This window comes from Desulfoluna sp. HI9BLuna (genome assembly GCF_056829775.1).
Genome location: NZ_CP186555.1, coordinates 3,204,728 through 3,219,803, shown reverse-complemented (window position 1 = coordinate 3,219,803; position 15,076 = coordinate 3,204,728). Strand labels below are relative to the sequence as shown.

General features: G+C 58.4%; 12 protein-coding genes. 2 read left to right on the top strand and 10 right to left on the bottom strand.

Going from position 1 to position 15,076, the window contains the following annotated elements:
• Positions 1-220: 220 nt before the first annotated feature.
• The 10 genes from ACOYW0_RS13015 to htpG all read right to left on the bottom strand — a co-directional run bounded on the left by ACOYW0_RS13015 (position 221) and on the right by htpG (position 11,403).
• On the bottom strand, positions 221-2,446 hold the full coding sequence (locus ACOYW0_RS13015; protein WP_482414306.1) for a type IV pilus secretin PilQ: 2,226 nt from the start codon (positions 2,444-2,446) through the stop codon (positions 221-223).
• 136 nt (positions 2,447-2,582) lie between these two features.
• The gene (locus tag ACOYW0_RS13010; protein WP_482414305.1) at positions 2,583-3,248 is read right to left on the bottom strand and encodes a pilus assembly protein PilP; all 666 of its coding nucleotides are present in this window, start codon (positions 3,246-3,248) and stop codon (positions 2,583-2,585) included.
• Positions 3,249-3,289: 41 nt separating this feature from the next.
• Positions 3,290-3,898: a type IV pilus inner membrane component PilO gene (locus ACOYW0_RS13005; RefSeq protein ID WP_482414304.1), complete on the bottom strand. Its 609-nt coding sequence runs from the start codon at positions 3,896-3,898 to the stop codon at positions 3,290-3,292.
• Positions 3,895-4,407: a PilN domain-containing protein gene (locus tag ACOYW0_RS13000; RefSeq protein ID WP_482414303.1), complete on the bottom strand. Its 513-nt coding sequence runs from the start codon at positions 4,405-4,407 to the stop codon at positions 3,895-3,897. The genes ACOYW0_RS13005 and ACOYW0_RS13000 overlap by 4 nt, the downstream gene beginning before the upstream one ends.
• 71 nt (positions 4,408-4,478) lie before the next feature.
• A complete protein-coding gene (pilM, locus tag ACOYW0_RS12995) occupies positions 4,479-5,546 on the bottom strand; it encodes a type IV pilus biogenesis protein PilM (protein WP_482414302.1) in 1,068 nt (355 codons plus the stop codon).
• A 739-nt stretch (positions 5,547-6,285) separates the two neighbouring features.
• Positions 6,286-6,972 carry a tetratricopeptide repeat protein gene (locus tag ACOYW0_RS12990; RefSeq protein WP_482414301.1) on the bottom strand — a complete coding sequence of 229 codons (687 nt, stop codon included), beginning with the start codon at positions 6,970-6,972 and terminating at the stop codon, positions 6,286-6,288.
• A gap of 50 nt (positions 6,973-7,022) precedes the next feature.
• Entirely contained in the window at positions 7,023-8,021 is a 999-nt protein-coding gene (locus ACOYW0_RS12985; RefSeq protein ID WP_482414300.1) for an adenosine kinase, read from the bottom strand.
• A 61-nt stretch (positions 8,022-8,082) separates the two neighbouring features.
• Entirely contained in the window at positions 8,083-8,526 is a 444-nt protein-coding gene (locus tag ACOYW0_RS12980) for an SH3 domain-containing protein (RefSeq protein ID WP_482414299.1), read from the bottom strand.
• 90 nt (positions 8,527-8,616) lie between these two features.
• Positions 8,617-9,300: a transcriptional repressor gene (locus ACOYW0_RS12975; RefSeq protein ID WP_180138802.1), complete on the bottom strand. Its 684-nt coding sequence runs from the start codon at positions 9,298-9,300 to the stop codon at positions 8,617-8,619.
• 186 nt (positions 9,301-9,486) lie between these two features.
• Positions 9,487-11,403 carry a molecular chaperone HtpG gene (gene htpG / locus ACOYW0_RS12970; protein WP_482414298.1) on the bottom strand — a complete coding sequence of 639 codons (1,917 nt, stop codon included), beginning with the start codon at positions 11,401-11,403 and terminating at the stop codon, positions 9,487-9,489.
• A 465-nt stretch (positions 11,404-11,868) separates the two neighbouring features.
• Between htpG and ACOYW0_RS12965 the strand changes: the two genes are divergently transcribed.
• Positions 11,869-12,741 (top strand): radical SAM protein, encoded by an 873-nt coding sequence (locus tag ACOYW0_RS12965; RefSeq protein WP_482418832.1) that lies wholly within the window; start codon positions 11,869-11,871, stop codon positions 12,739-12,741.
• A 252-nt stretch (positions 12,742-12,993) separates the two neighbouring features.
• Entirely contained in the window at positions 12,994-15,009 is a 2,016-nt protein-coding gene (tkt, locus tag ACOYW0_RS12960; protein ID WP_482414297.1) for a transketolase, read from the top strand.
• Positions 15,010-15,076: the final 67 nt, after the last annotated feature.

The window sequence follows — 15,076 nt, the reverse complement described above, 5'->3', positions numbered from 1 at the left end:
TGCGCTCCGGAAGAACCACGTATAAGGCATCCCCACACTCAAGAGAAACGAACTTTATCCTCCGCCAAGCACGTCCGGGTGGTTCGGACCGGGCCCTCCCCCCGCACATACTTCTACCACCATAAAAAAAGGGAGCGAGGTGTTTACCACCTGCTCCCTTTCGTTGTTCAAACCACTCTTTGATATTTCCCCCTGCCACGAAAGGCAGGGGGAAGCATGTCTAAATTTTCAATTCATCCATTTTCACCACGCGGGGGGTGAGGAAGACCAGCAGCTCCTGCTTCTCTTCCGTACGCGTGCGGTTTTTGAAAAGCCAGCCCAGAACGGGAATCTGGGACAACACCGGGAAGGCCGATTCGGCAAAGGTCTTGTTGGACTTGATGATGCCGCCGATGACAATGGTCTCCCCGTCGTTCATGATCAGCTCGGTCTCCACCCCTTTGGTGTTGAGGCCAGGGATCCCGTCGGTGATGCTGCCCACGTCGTTCTTGTCGATGAGCACCTGCAGGGAGATCCGGTCGTCGGCCGTCACATGGGGGGTCACCTCCAGCTTCAGCTCCACCTCTTTGAACTCGATGTCCACGTCGCCGTCTTCAACGGTCTGGTAGGGAATCTCAACCCCCTGCTTGATGGTGGCCTTCTTGTTGTCCAGGGTGAGAACCTTGGGGGAGGAGACAATCTTGCCGGTGCCCTTGGTCTCCAGGGCCGTAAGCTTGGCATCCAGGATCAGGGTGTTGCCGGTGAGCCGTGAAAAGTTGATGCCGATGCTGTTGGTGGTGTCCACCCCGTAGTCCATGGCCACGCCGTAGCCGTACACACCGCCCAGGGTGCCGCTCTCGTTGCCCTCCCCAACGGTGGGATACCCCTCGGTCTGGGCGTTCCAGGTCACACCAAAGGCCCGGGTGAAGTTGGATGAGGCTTCCACAATCCGAGCCTCGATGATCACCTGGGGCGTGATCCGGTCGATCTGGGTGACAATTTCACGGGCCTGGGCGATCTTTTCCGCGGTGTCGGTGATGATCAGCTGGTTGGTCCGGATGTCCACACTGACGCTCCCCCGCTCCGGGGTAAGGATGCGCTCGATATGGGGCCTGATGTCCGCGTCTGCGTTGGAGTAACTGATGAGGATGTACTCCGTGAACATGGGGGCCATGGCCTTCTGTATCTCTTTGGAGAACTGCTGGGAGGCGATGTACTGAAGTCGGGCCGCCTCTTCTTCCTTCAGGGTTTTTAAGGTGGCGATGCGGGTGATGCCGTTTTCTTTCACCGACCCCAGCATGTTCATCTTGAGCACCAGGTCCAGGATCTGGTCCCAGGGAACCGGGTTCTGAAGGGTCATGGTGACCTGACCCGTGACATCCTTGTCGATGGCAAAGTTCTGCCCGCTCACGGCCCGGATGATGCGGAACACGTTTTTGATGTCCGTCTCAAAGAAATCCACGGCGATTTTCTCGCCGGTGTAGGTTTTGGACTTGCCCACGGAGATCTCCGGTTCCGCGTCCGCCACCACCACGTCCGGAACCGGAGCGCCACCCACAGCCCCTTCAGGAAGTACGGTCATACCGGCGTCCGCCCCTTGGGGCAGATCCATCACATCGGCGCCGGCAATGGCCTCTTTCCAGCTGGGCAGGTTGGCCTCGTCCTCTTTCTGGGGAGGCACGGTGGTGGGGTCGATGCTTACCTCAATCTGATCGCCGCTCTGGGTCACCAGGTACGGTACGGCGTCCCTGAGTTCGATGATAAACAGGGCGTCTCCGGCCATCCGGTCCGTCTGGACCGGCAGAATCCGGTTCACGGCGCTGTTGAACCGCGTGGTGATAATGGGGCGCTTCCGGGAATCGGGCAGGGTGGTGTCGGCGAGCTTGATGTAGAGGGTCTTCTCATCTTTCTTGCTCACCTTGTAATCCACCGGGCCGGTGGTGCCGATCAGGATGGTGGATGCCCCGCTCTGGCTGCTGGTAAAATCGATCTGGCTCACCGTGGCAGGTCCCACGGCAACGGGCTGAAGGGGCGGTGCCTCTACCGTTTTCTCGGGCTGAACCGCCACAGCTTCGGACTCCACCGTCATCTCAGCCACGTCGGCCTCTGCCGGTGCGTCCTCAGGGACCAGGGCCACCTCGGGTACGTCCGCCCCCACGGAGGTGAAGATCACATCCAATCCGTTTCCGTTGCGAACCACGTCGTACTCCGCCTCTTCCGTAAGGAGGATCTTGATCTGTGTGGCGCTTCCCTTGCGGGAGGTTGCGATGGTCTCCACCACCTCATGGTTCGCCGGCGACTGAACCGCTCCTTCCGCCACATCCGTATCGGGAAAATGCAGGACAACCCCTGGGGGAAGGGACTGGGGTATCATGGCATAGGTCAGCATGGCACTGCCCTGGATGGACACAACCACTTCATCGGAGTTTCCACGGGTGTCCACACCGGTAATGACCCGCTCAGCCATGACAGATTGCGTCTCGACAGCAGGCGTGATCGCACCCTTATCGGATGCACAGCCGCCGGCCGCAAGCGCCGCGAAAAAAACAAAAAGCACGACTGAAGCTGCCTTCCAGCGCAACGTTGAGGTCTTGTCAAACATATTAGTCTTCTCCAAGAGGTTTCTGAAGTTTAAGTTCCCGTGTCCGAACCACAATTTTTCCGAGGAAATTCTCCACTTCTTCTTCAATAACCACCCGGTCCCTGGTGATCTCCACTACCTGTCCCGAGTTAACGCCCATATAGGTTCCCTTACGAACCACATACCCTTTGCCGCCGGTCTCTTCCACCATGGCCATGCTCCGGCCCGGCATGCTCACGATCCCCACGAGTTTCAGCTGGCCGATATCCAACTTTTCCAAGGGGGTCAACCGGGACATCCTGCTCTGGCGTATCGTGGGGCGCGCCTCTCCCTCAACGGCCTGGGAACTGATGCTGCCCCGTGCGAACAGAGGCTCAAAGGGGTCCACGCGCCCTGCGGGGTCGTAACTTGTTTTCCCGTAGAGCATCTCATCCGAGGCCTTTTCCGAGAGAACCTCCGGCTTGGAGGTCTTGCCCGAATCAGCCGGTGGCAACCCGGCCACGGCCGGGATCTGCGTCGCATCCGCCGCCTCGGGCTCGGGTTTGGCCTTGGCCTTGATCGGCACCGTCTCCTTTTTCGATACCTTGAAGGTCTTGACGGTGTCCCGGGACTGTGATGCGTCGTCCGCCCTGTCACACCCTGAGAAAAGAGGCCCGGCAAGAAACGCAACCGTCACTATCGATGTCATGATCTTTTTTTGCATGGCTCACGATCTTTGTATTTGATGGATTATTTCTTCTTTGCAGGCTCTTTCTTATCGATGAACTTATACGTCACAGCCGTACACTTCGTTGAAATTTTGCCCTCTTTGTACCCGCTGATCTTGATGTCCCGGATGTTGACGATACGGTTCAAACCGGTCACCTTGTCCATGAACATCACCGTGTTGTGAAAGTTCCCCTTCACATGCAGGCTCACGGGAATTTCGCCGTAAAACTCCTTGTTCACCTCTTTCTGGGGCTGAAAGAGGATAAACTCAAGCCCCGTGTCTTGGCCGGATTGGGAGATACTCGTCAAAAGTGAGGGAATCTCCTTTTTTTCAGGCAGGGCCCGCATCACTTTCCTGAATTCCGCTTCCTTCATTTTCCACTCCCGCTTGAGGGAGGCCAGGCGGGCGGCTTTTTTCCGGGCTATCTCAAGCTGGGTCCCAAGGGACTGAAGCGTCTGCTTCTGCTGCTTGATCTCTTCGTATTTGGGCAGGATGGAGAAGTAGAAGATCGACCCGATCAGGACGATGCAGGTGATGGCGCAGATGGCGATCCGCTGAATCTTGTCGAGCTCTTCGACCCTTTTGAACAGGGGGTCCATCGACTGAAACGCTGAGGACTTGTTCATCATTTTACCTTCATACCGGTTGCATTGGTGTTTTTTTGTTTCAACTTGGCCCGGGTGCACACGATCTCAAAATTCTTCATGGCCACGCTCTTTTTCGACGCCCCCAGCTTCAGGAACCTCAGGCTTGCGCTGGAAAAATACTCCGATGTTTCGAGTTTCCGTGTGAAATCCGCCACGGTGATCTCGTCCAGGGCCGCTCCCTTGAGGGTAATCGTCCTTCCTGCCTCGTCGTAGCTCTTGATCCACATGCGATCGGGAATCACCAGCTCCGTCATGGCGCTGAGAACCCGGACAGGATCCTTGCGAACCACCTGAAGGGATTCAATGATATCTATTTTCTTCTGAAGCACCTTGTTTTTCTTGTTGATGGCATCCACCTCACGGGCCTTTTTCTTGAACTTGTTCAGTTCGGCCTGGGTGTCGCTCACCTCCTGTTTATACTTCTCCACCGCCGCCCCCACGCTCAGGGCGTAAGCCCCCATTCCCACCCCGATCAAAATGATCAGGAGCACGAAGATGGACACCTGACGGCGGACATTCTCTTTGGTTCGAGCATCTCGAAAAGGCAGTAAATTGATTCGTATCATTTGTCGTTCACTTTCCTTATCGCAAGCCCCATGCAGATGGCCGCCTGGGGCGCCATCTGCTTGAGATAGTCATCGTCAATGCGCCCGTCTCCCAAATCCACGCCCTTGAACGGATCGATGGTTTCAACCTCGGTGGAGGTCCTCAGCGCCAGCATCTTTTTGAAGTCGGCGATGTTGCCGCCACCTCCGCTGATCAGGATCTTCTGGATCCTCTCCTCGGGGTAGGTGGAATAGAAAAAGTCCAGGGCCCGGCTGATCTCGGTACACCAGTCCGCAATGACGGCCGATTCGATGTCTTTGAGTTCTTCATTGGAGATTCGTTCGCCATTGTTGTTCAGCTTGATCTCCTCGGCTTCGTCGGCAGAACAATCCAGCATGGAGGAAATTTTCTGGTTTGTCTGGCCGCAGCCCAGGGAAACATCCCTCATAAACAGGGAATTTCGCCCTTTGAGAATGTTCAGGGAGGTTTTGCTGGCGCCCACGTCAATGAGGGCCACGAACTCGTCTCCGGTGGCGTCCGGCCCCATGTACCCGAGTTCGTAAATGTTCTGAAGGGCAAAGGCGTCCACATCCACGATGCAGGAGGCCAGGCCCGCCATGTCCAGGACATTCACATAATCGGCGATCATCTCTTTTTTGGCGGCCACGAGGAGCACGCTCATCTGGTTGGGGTTGTGCTCACTCTCGCCCATGATTTGGAAATCGAGGTTAACGTCGCTGATATCAAAGGGGATGTACTGTTCGGCTTCGAAGTGGATGGTGGACTGGAGGGCCTCCTCGGTCATGGTCTGGACGTTGATTTTCTTGACCACGACCGAATACCCCCCGATGGAGATGGCTGCGTTGGGGGTCTTGATATTGTAGGCCCGAAGGGCCTCCCGGACGGTTTCCGCCACCTCCTCGGGGTCTCGGATGACCCCCTCCTCGATGGCGCCGCTGGGCATGTCGTAAAGGCCGAACCGCTTTAACGCATACCCGTTTTTCGTATCAGCCACCTCAGCCACCTTGATGGCACTGGACCCGATATCAAGACCGATCAGCTGATCTTTTTTACCAAATGTCATAAGTACACCCTAATACAGGAATGGAATTTTACGGACCTCATGCGCATGCCCCATCGGGCACACGATGACTCCACGGAGGGCAACACGCCGCATCTGCGGTGCAACAGATTTGAATCTCGGATTTTCGCGTTGATGTTGAAACGGAGCGGCGTACGCCTTGCGAAAACCTGTTTATGATTTTATTAATTGTCAGATACATATATTCGAGTATTGCTATAATGAAGTCAAGGGAAATATATAACTCGCTTGGATAACTGACATATATTGTGCAGTAGACAAATTTAAATCAAGATATTGTATTCATAGCTCGCTCTTCATTCCTTTTTTTCATATTATAACAATATCCGACAAAGGTAAAAATGATGGGGTTGATTGTGACGTGACGAGCAACGGCTCCAAGGCCAGGACAATGCCTAAGTCAAGGCGAAAGAGGAGCACATTCCGGAAGATTTGGTGAGTCCTTTAACGCGGCCTTTTTCTCAAAAATGGGGGGAACGATCAGGCCAGGACATGGATAAAGATATACTATATCTTTACGATTATCCACTCGCACATGATTCTGTCAAGGATTTTCCATTGTGAGGCAGGTGAAAAGAGGGGACGATGGACGTTCCGGGCACTGGGACAAATAAGCAATGCAACGCCCAAACAAAACGGCGCCCAATAAGGGCGCCGTCTGTGATCACGCGGCGGGGCCAAGGCCTGTGGGCCAGGCCAGAGCGGCCTCACCGCAATGCACTTAGTACTGACCGGCGACCTTCTCCGCCGCCAGGTCTTTATACAGAGAGGTCGAAGGGCTCTCGAGGATTTCGCGGTAAAGGGACTCGGCCCCCTGGGTGTCGCCGCTCTTTTCCTTTATACGCGCCAGGAGAAACGTTGCCTCCTCCTGCTTGACAGAGGCCGCACTGGCCCGCACCTTTTCATAAATGGAAGCGGCTTCATCGGCCTTCCCAAGCCCCTCTAGGGCCTGAGCCTGACCACACAGGGCAATGTTCCGAAGGGCACTGCCCGAGTCGAAGCCCTTGGCAGCCGACGCGTACCAGGCGGAGGCGGACTCGAAGTCACCGCTTTCAAAGGCCAGTCCGCCGTACCAGAGCAGCGCGGCGTCGTAGGTGGCGGCCCCGCCCTTTATGCTCGCAAGGGCCTCAGGGGCTTGACCCAGCCATCGCTGCAGGGCAACCTCACGGCCTTCCTTGGTCTCAAGGGCCTGAAAATCCACTTTCAGTGTCTGAAACGCCAGGGACGCCTGCCGGGCAGCCTTATGGCGATACAGGCCCGTCCCGGCAACCAGGGCCAGGCACAGGACCACGCCGGCAACCCCCAGGGTCACCTGGGATTTATGTTCCCGCGCAGCAACAAGGGTTTTCTCAACAAATTCTACGAACCGATCCTTTTCGGCCACGGCCTGGGGGTTCTCTTTCTGCATCTCGCACCATCCTCCACAATAGTCTCGTCGTAAACCGCCCGCGCCTTGCTTCAGGATGCGGGCAGCGTGTTTCTGATGCGGGCCCATCCCGCCTCGGGGATATCCGCCCCGGTGACACAGCACACCTCATACCCGCAGGCCGAAGCGATGTTGCCACACGTCTCGGCTGAATAACCCATGACCATGCCGTAAAGGAAACCGGCGGCCCAGAGATCACCCGCCCCCGTGGTGTCGACGATGGTCCCCCCGGATACGGGCGCGACCTCGGTCACGACGCCGCCAACGGCGATGCGGCTGCCGCGGGACCCGAGCTTTAAAACGGCGACATCGGCACACCGGCTCATCTCGTTCAGGGCCGCGTCCTCGTCGGAGAGCCCGGTAAAGGCACGGGCTTCGTCTTCATTGGCGATGAGGATGTCCACAGCCGGGATCACCTCCTCCTTGATAAAGGAGAGAGCCTCTTCCACCACGGTAAAGCTGGCCAAGTCCATGGCCACGAGGGCGCCGGCCTCTTTGGCCGAGGCCAGGGCCTTGGTCATGAGGGACTGGTTGAAAACAAGGTAGCCCTCGATGAGGACGATGGCGGCCCCTGCAAATGTCTCCGGGGAGATCTCCTCGGGGGCCAGCTCCGAGGCCGCCCCCAGGTAGGTGAACATGGAACGCTGGGCATCCGGCGTAATAACAGACAAAACCCGCCCCGTGGGGGTATCGGACATCACCAGGTCCGGGGTCACCCCGTTTTGCTTCAGGTCTTTTTCAAAGTGCTCGCCGTAGCTGTCCCGGCCTCGCTTACCCACAAAGGTGGCAGCCCCGTTCAGACGCCCCACCCCTACGATGGTGTTGCAGGCAGCCCCGCCGGGGACCACCGTCACCTCTGAGGTGACCTTTTCAAGGACCCCGTCGGCAAAAGAGCCGTCCACAAGGGTCATGCCGCCCTTGATATCGCTGATCCCCTTCAAAAATGCGTCGTCTTCGAACACCAGAAGGTCCATCAACGCAGAGCCCACCCCGACAATGCCCTTTTTCTCTCCGCTCAACTTGTCGTACATAGTCAACAACTCCTGCAACCCCGCCCCGGGTATCAGCGGGGCATTAAAAAAACGGTGCGACTTACCACACCAGCGATTTGTGAATCCATCCCTTGTCACCGTCAGCGTGCTGGACCTGGATCCAGTTGCCTTTGCGGCTCAACACTTTGAACGGCACCCCGCTGTCTACCACAAACGCCAGGGGCTTCTTGGTTCCCGGCCCCTTTCGGACATTGCATCTCTCTTTTATGGTGATCACGGTGCGGGTCTTGCCCACCAGCTTCTTGTAGATCCAGCCGGTGTCGCTTTCGAAATCCTTGACATAATACCAGGACCCGGCCTGGTCCAGAACCAGGAGCGGGTAGTGCTTCTCGACCCCTTTCCAGACAATCTCATGCTCGGTTCCGGGACCGGTTCGCACATTGGCCGACTCAACGCTGACACTGACGCGCTGAGCTGCCGCACACAGGGCGGGTGCCGCCAGCAGCACCGCCAGCACGAAAGGAATCATCCTGCGGATTCGCATCTGTTACTCCGTTTTATGATGGTTGTTGTGATCGAAGCAGACCGGCTGCCCGACGCGCCACGCACCGGGACAGGGCTGGGCCCCTTTCGTTCAGTGGATGGGCTCCACCATGATCTTCTGGGCCATGCCCCGGCCAAGGATGTACCGCTTGTTCTCCACGGCAATGACAAACTGTCCCCGGCCCTGGCTGGTGATCACCTCAATGACGTCTCCCCGCCGGATGCCCATGGACAGCAGGCGGGCCTCCAGGTTTTCACCGCACTGGTACTCTCGGATGATCAGCCTTTCGCCAGGCTTTGCCAGCATGAGGGGCATGAGGGGCACCCTCTTCTTCAGGCAGGCAGAGCAGATGCCGTAGATGTCCATGCGATGCTGAAGCATGTGAAACCCGTGACGGGCTGCGATGGCCTCCTGGAGCCTCTCCAGATGGGCATCGGCAAACTCGGTGATTCCGCCGCATCGGGTGCAGATCATGTGGTCGTGGTGGTCCCCCAGGTGCCGGTGCTCGTAGAGTGTCCGGCCGTTATCAAATCGATTCTCCTGGGCAAACCCGTAATGGCACATCAACTCAAGGGTCTCTCGGAGGAAATCCGTGTCCACCGTGTGCCCCTCTTCGGCCAGGAGCCGGGCGAGATCATCGGCGGTGATGTGCTCTTCCGTTTTCAGAAACGTGTCAAGAATGGTGAAACGTTCGTCAATATTATCAATCCCCTCTTCCTTGAAGAGGGTGATAAACTGCTGTTTTTCAAGGTCATGAATCTGCATCATTGTCATATGTGCCTCCGCCCCGGAGGATAGTACAGCGTCTATAAGATGTCAACCGACCGAAACAGGTGATCCGCCCTGTTTTCAGCCGCCTTCCAATGGGGCCGCCATGAAAAAAGGCCCGCCCTCCCACGGGGGGAAAAGCGAGCCTTGTCTCGTCGGTCGGGATAAGCTGCGGGCGATGCCCGGGCGGCGCTACAGCGCCTTGGCCATCAGGTCACCCACGCGCTTGGAGAAGAGGGCCGGGTCTTCCACGCGTCCCCCTTCGCTGATGATGGCCAGGTCATACAGAAGCTGTGCATGATCCGGCAGCACGGGGTTTCCGGCGTCCTTTTCAAAGAGGGACTTGACCGCGTCAACCAGGGGATGATCCCCGTTGAGCTCCAGAACACGCTTCTGTTTGGGCATTTCCTGGCCCGAGGCCTTCATGATCTTTTCCATGTAGGCGCTCATGCCCAGGGCGTCCCCGGAAAGGCAGGAGACGGAGTCCTTGAGGCGGCTGGAGAGCTTGACCTCTTTGATCTCTTCGTCCAGCTGCTTCTGGAGGTACTCCATGAAGTTCTTGAAGGCCTCTTTCTTGTCGTCATCCACCTCGGTGAGGTCAAGGTCGCCCATTTCCGCGCTCTTGAGCTTCTTGCCGTCGAACTCGGGCAGGGACTGAACCACCCACTCGTCCACGGGGTCGCTCATGAGAAGGACCTCGTAGTCCTTGGCCTTCAGGGCCTCCAGGTGGGGGCTTCCGGCCAGGGAGACCAGGTCTTCGCCGGTGATATAATAGATGAACTCCTGGTCCTCTTTCATGTTCGCCACGTACTCTTCAAGGGAGACATAGGCCCCGTCGGACTTGGTGGTCTTGTAGCGGATCAGCTTGGCCAGCTTGTCCCTGTTGTCGTGATCCATGGGGATACCGGACTTGATGGCTGCGCCGAACTCGTCAAAGAAGGTATCGTAGCTCTCCTTCTCCATCTTGGTGAAGAGCTCCAGGACCTTTTTCACCAGGTTCTTGCGGATGTTCTGCACCAGACGGTTCTGCTGAAGGATCTCACGGCTTACGTTGAGGTTCAGGTCGGAGGCGTCCACCACCCCTTTGATGAAACCCAGGTACTCGGGCATCAGCTCGGTGCAGTCGTCCATGATGAAGACGCGCTTGCAGTAGAGGTGGATGCCGTTCTTCTTCTCGCTGTAGTACATGTCCATGGGCGCCTTGGAGGGCACATAGAGCAGGGCATCGTACTCGGTGGTCCCCTCGAACTTCATGTGGATCTTGTCCAAGGGGGCGTTCCAGTCGTGGCTGATGTGACGGTAGAACTCGTCGTACTCCTCGTCGGTGACCTCGCTCTTGGGCTTGGCCCAGATGGCCTTCATGGTGTTGAGGGTCTCGTCGGCGCGGACCTTTTTGGTGGTCTCTCCGATGGGCTTGCCGTCGGAATCCTTGATGATCTCCTCATCGGGAAGGGGCTCGGTCTTCTCCACGTTCATGATCACCGGGTAAGCCACAAAGTCGGAGTGCTGCTTGACCACGCGCTTGATGGCCCACTCCTCGGTGAAGTCCTCTTCCAGGCCCTCTTCCTTGAGCTGGAGAGTGATGGTGGTGCCGTGATCCTTTTTGGCGCAAGTCTCCAGGGTGTAGGCCCCCAGTCCGTCGGACTCCCAGCGCACCGCCTCGCCCTCGCCCGCCTTGCGGGTCTCAACCGTCACCTTATCGGCCACGATAAAGGCACTGTAAAAACCCACGCCGAACTGGCCGATGAGTTCAGGGGCAATGGCGTCGCCCTTCTTGGACTCTTCCATGGCCTTCATAAAGGCCGCGGTGCCGCTCTTTGCGATGGTGCCCAGGTTCTCCACCACCTCGTCACGGGTCATGCCGATGCCGTTGTCCGAGATCACAAGGGTCTTGTTGTCGCTGTCCGGCGTGATGCGAATATGAAGGTCGCCTTCCCCTTCCAGCAGCTCGGTGTGGGTCTGGGCCTCGAAGCGAAGCTTGTCGATGGCATCCGACGCGTTGGAAATCAGCTCCCGGAGAAAGATCTCCTGGTTGGAATAAAGGGAGTTTACGATCAGGTTCATCAGTTGCTGAACTTCCGTTTCAAACTGACGCGTCTCTTTGCTCATGGTCTCTCCTCACATCATGTGTGTTCATGGTTGTTCCGTGGTGCCGCAAGGACGTCCCGCCTCTGTCCGGCGGGCGCCCGAAAAGGCCCGAATATGTTTTCCCTGCCCCCGGCAGAGATATAAACCACATAAAATTTTATGCAGAATCAGGTGATGTCAAGCGCACCGGCCAAAAAAAATCGAAGCCCGGCCCCCGCCTTGAAAGAGCTTGCACCCCGCCATGAATCTACGATAATGTGGCGTAATCATTCAACCCGGAGCCCTTTTCCCGGAACCAGAGGGCCCAAGCCCGTTGATTTTGTTAAGGGTTCAAAAAAATGTGCCGCGCCCGGCATCCCGGCCACCTCCAACGGCCCGGAGCCCGCTGCACCGGATTTATTACGACGACCGAAGCCGCGCCCGTCCAACCCGTGCGGAGAGCGCGCTTCCACACACGATCGGACACACGCTATGAATGAGTACGGCATGGATTACGAAGGCATGATTTTCAGGCCCCCTTCGGAGGCTTACAGCATCCTGCTCCAGGTGACGGTGGGCTGCTCCCACAACAAATGCACCTTCTGCGAGATGTACAAGGAAAAGCGAATCTTCAAGATCAAAAGCGATGAGCAGATCATGAAGGACCTCGCCTTTGCGGCGAAGCACCACCGCCACGTCCGGCGCCTCTTCCTCTGTGACGGCGACGCCCTCATCCTGCCCCAGAAACGCCTGGTGCACATCTTGAAAGAGATCAGGCGACAGCTCCCCTGGGTGGAACGGGTGGGCACCTACGCCAACACCAAGAGCATCGCAAAAAAAAGCGTGGAACAACTCAAAGAGCTGAAAGACTTGGGGCTTTCCATCGCCTACATGGGCCTTGAAACCGGTGACGACGAGACCCTTACCGCCATCAAAAAAGGGGCGGACTCCGCCCGCATGATCGAGATGGGCACCAAGATCCGGTCCGCCGGCATCAAACTCTCGGTGACCGTCCTTTTGGGCATCGCTGGCCGCGATCGCTCCATGGTCCACGCCCGGGAGACCGGTCGGGTCATCTCGGCCATTGATCCCGAGTACGTGGGGGCCTTGAGCCTCATGCTCACCCCTGGCACCCCCCTGTACCAGGATCACCTGGACGGCAAATTTCCCGTGCTGGAGCCCGACGAGCTGCTCCATGAACTGGGTGCCATGATCGCAGCCACCCACATGACCGACGGCCTCTTCCACTCCAACCACGCATCAAATTACCTTCCCATCCGGGCCAAACTGCCCGAAGAGAAGGAGAAGACCCTTGCCCTTATCAATCGGGCCCTTGAGGGAAAAGTGGCCCTGAAACCGGAGCATTTGCGGGCCCTGTAATCCATTGATTTGGTTTGACAAAGGGGAGCGCCCCCTGTAAAACCAGTGGCTCAACGAATCATTCGGGCAAATCGACATCCGCGCCCCCGGAAAGGACGCCTCCCCGCGGAGGAGACCTGAGCCGCGCTTCTGCGTGTATTTAAGGAGCGTTGCCGCGTCCCGTCTCCGGTGAGGCCAAGTGTCGGTCTGCCCCAAGACGTTTGCCATACTCTATTTTTCAGTTTGTAATACTCAGTAAGGAGACAGTACGCCATGAGCGACAGCCAGCTCACCCTTGACGATCTTTGCATCAACACTCTGCGCACCCTGGCCATGGATGCGGTTCAAAAGGCCAACTCCGGCCACCCGGGTGCCCCCATGGGGCTGGCACCGGCCGCCTATGTGCTCTGGACCAAACACCTCGCCCACAACCCCAAAAACTCCGCCTGGCCCGACCGGGACCGCTTTGTCCTCTCCGGCGGCCACGGGTCGGCCCTGCTCTACAGCCTGCTCCACCTCACCGGATACGGCCTGAGCCTGGACGACCTCAAGTCCTTCCGCCAGTGGGAGAGCAAGACCCCCGGCCACCCCGAATACGGGCACACCAACGGGGTTGAAGTGACCACCGGGCCCCTGGGCCAGGGCATTGCAAACGCCGTGGGCATGGCCATGGCCGAACGCCACCTGGCTGCCACTTACAACACCGACGAGCACACCATCGTGGACCACCGCACCTACGTGATGTGCGGTGACGGGGACCTCATGGAAGGCGTGGCCCTGGAGGCCATCTCCATGGCCGGCCACATGGGCCTGGGCAAACTCACCTGTCTCTACGACGACAACCAGATCACCATTGAGGGTGGCACAGACATCGCCTTCACCGAAGACGTGGCAGCCCGCTTCGAAGCCTGCGGCTGGAACACCATCCGCGTAGAAGACGGCAACAACCACGAAGCCATCGACGCGGCCCTCACCGAAGCCAAGTCCCAGGACGAGAAGCCCACCGTCATCCTCATGCGCACCACCATCGCCTACGGCAGCCCCAACAAAGGGGGCACATCCGGCGCCCACGGCGCCCCTCTGGGCGAAGAGGAGATCCTCCTCACCAAAAAAGCCCTGGGCTGGCCCTCCACCGAGCCTTTCTTCGTACCCGAAGAGGCCAAGGCCGTCTATTCCGCCTGCATTGAAAAAGGTGCAGAGGCCGAAAACCAGTGGCAGGAACGTTTCAACGCCTACGCCAAGGCCCACCCCAAGCGCACCAATCAGTGGGTGGACGGCGTCAGCGGCTTCCTCACCTTCGGCTGGGACAAGGAGATCCCCACCTTCACCCCCGAAGACGGCAAGATCGCAACGCGCTCTGCATCCGGCAAGGTCCTCAACGCCATCGCCCCCAACCTGCCCGGCCTTGTGGGCGGCTCCGCCGACCTGGCGCCCTCCAACAACACCTTCATGAACGACTGCGGTGAGTTCCAGAAAGGCGCTTACGAAGGCCGCAACATCCGCTTCGGCGTCCGTGAACACGCCATGGGGGCCGTGATGAACGGCATGTTCGTCCACGGCGGCGTCCGTCCCTTCGGCGGCACCTTCCTCGTCTTTGCCGACTACATGCGCCCGGCCATCCGCGTGGCCAGCCTCATGAAGCTGCCCATCATCTACGTGTTCACCCACGACAGCATCGCCGTAGGCGAAGACGGTCCCACCCACCAGCCCGTGGAGCATGTGGCCGCCCTGCGCGCCATCCCCGGCCTCACCGTCCTGCGACCGGGATGCGCCTCCGAAACCGCCGACGCCTGGCGCGTGGCCCTCAAGATCACCGACGGCCCCACGGCCCTTATCCTCTCCCGCCAGGGCCTGCCCGTCTCCGACCGCAGCCAGTCCGAAGGATCCGTGCCCAGCGGCGCCTACATCCTCAAGGACACCGAGGGAACCCCCGACGCCATCCTCATGGCCTCCGGCTCCGAGGTGCACATCACCGTGGAAGCCGCCGAAAAACTGGCTGAAAAGGGCGTCAAAGCCCGCGTGGTGAGCATGCCCAGCTGGGAGCTTTTTGACATGAACCCCCAGAACTACAAGGACTGGGTCCTCACCCCCGAGGTCAAGACCCGCGTGGCCGTGGAAGCGGGCATCGCCATGGGCTGGGAAAAATACGTAGGCGACAAGGGCACCGTCATCTCCATGGAGGGCTTCGGCGCCTCCGCCCCCGGCGGCACCCTCCTCAAAGAGTTCGGGTTCTCAGCCGACAACATCGTCGAAAAGACCCTGGCCCTCATCGAGAAAAACAAGGCATAGGGTCGCACATGCTCCGGGGCGCGTTCCTCGCGCCCCTTTCAAAGGGCAGCACAATTCAAGAGCCAAA